The organism is bacterium, assembly GCA_021372515.1.
Lineage (GTDB): Bacteria > Gemmatimonadota > Glassbacteria > GWA2-58-10 > GWA2-58-10 > JAJFUG01.
Genome location: JAJFUG010000063.1, coordinates 1 through 1,597, shown reverse-complemented (window position 1 = coordinate 1,597; position 1,597 = coordinate 1). Strand labels below are relative to the sequence as shown.

The following is a 1,597-nucleotide window of genomic DNA, read 5'->3' as shown; positions in this document are numbered from 1 at the left end:
CCGGCATCCAGCGCCGGCGAACCGGGGGCCAGGCGCAGGTCCGGGGCCTCGCGCGCCGGCACCGGCGGGTCGGGGAACGGCACCGCGGCGGCGAAAGTCCCCATTCCCACGCGCACCGAGTGCGGCCCGCGAGTGGCGCGTTTCAGCCCCGCCAGGTCCGAGAACTTGTCATTGGCCACCATCCCGGCGAACAGCGTGTCACAGGAGCCGGCGGCGTTGTAGTCGAAAGTGCAGGTGGAGTTGAACCCCGGCAGGAACACGGCCCGTCCCACGTTGCGGTCGGGGCGGCCACGGCTGTCCCACTGGTGTCCGCCCAGGCAGAGGTTGTTGAGCCAGACTGTCCGGAAATACTCGTTCTGCCAATGTGGAGCGATGAACCCGTCGCCCACTCTCAGGCTGGTGTTGTGCAGGAAAATGCTGCCCACGCTGTGCCGCTCCAGCTTGAACGGCGCCCCGGCCAGGTTGTACATCACGTTGCGGATGAAATATACCGGCCCGCCCAGGCTTGGCTGCGCGCTCAGACCCATGCCGCAGTTGGCGATGCGGTTGCGCATGATCCGGCAGTTGGCCGAGCAGAAATCGGCCTCGATCCCGTCATCCGGCCCCACCGAGATATCGTTGTTGTAGATATCATCGCAGCGCTGATCGTAGACCCAGAGGTCCTCCATCAGCGAGACACAGTCGCGGTAGCCGCTGACCCGGTTGTAGCAGATCACGTTGCCCGGGCCGGTGATCTCGATGCCCTCGCCCTCGTTGGCCGCACCTCCCCAGGGCGAGCTGGAGCCCATGCCCTCGGCGGTCCAGGGCATGCGCCAGGTGACAGTGTTATCCGCGATATAACAATTTTTACACCCGGGTTGATGATCCGCGAATATCCCATGACGGGAGGTCACGTTGCAGCGGCGCACGGCCACGTCCTCGGCACCGCGCAGGTCGATGCCGCCCCAGACCGTGAGGCGCTCGACGATCAGGTGCTTGCGGTCCTGCAGGTCGAGTCCGTCGAACGTGCTGCCGATAGCCGGGTTGGCACCGTCGCCGCGGATCACTATCGGACGGCCCGGGGCCCCGTCGCGCGACAGTGAGGTTTCCTCATAGTAGCCCGGCGTGAGCACGAACACATCCCCCGGCTCGGCGCAGGCGACCAGCGAGCCGAAATTGTCGGGGTTGGCCTGTATCACCCGCGCATCCGGGGCCGGGGCCGGCACAGGACGGGTGCTGACAGCGATGACCGTGTCCGCCTTTCCGCCATCCGGGTCACGCAGGCTGAGCTTTATCTCGTAGCGCGTCCCGGGCCGCAGGTCGAACACGCTGCCGGCCAGCTTGCCGGTCCAGCGGAATATCGGCCAGGTGCGCTCACCGGTGTCATCCGCCGGGACACGCACCAGGGACATGGATTTGTGCCAGACGGCCTCACCGGAGCGCCTGTATTCAACGTTGCATACTGCGTTCAGATTTGCGTCACCCTCGATCTCCCATTCCACGGCCAGGTTGGTCAGCGTGGGATAGGGGCTGGAAAGCCGTCCGGGCAGGGTGGCGTTCCCGGCCAGGGCGCTCCCGGCGAAAAGAAGCGCGAAGGCGAATGTAGCTAAAAGGCTGC

General features: G+C 66.1%; 1 protein-coding gene. It reads right to left on the bottom strand.

What is annotated here, in order from left to right; all coding sequences use genetic code 11:
* On the bottom strand, positions 1–1,597 hold a 1,597-nt coding region (locus LLH00_06505), incomplete at both ends, for a right-handed parallel beta-helix repeat-containing protein (protein MCE5270920.1).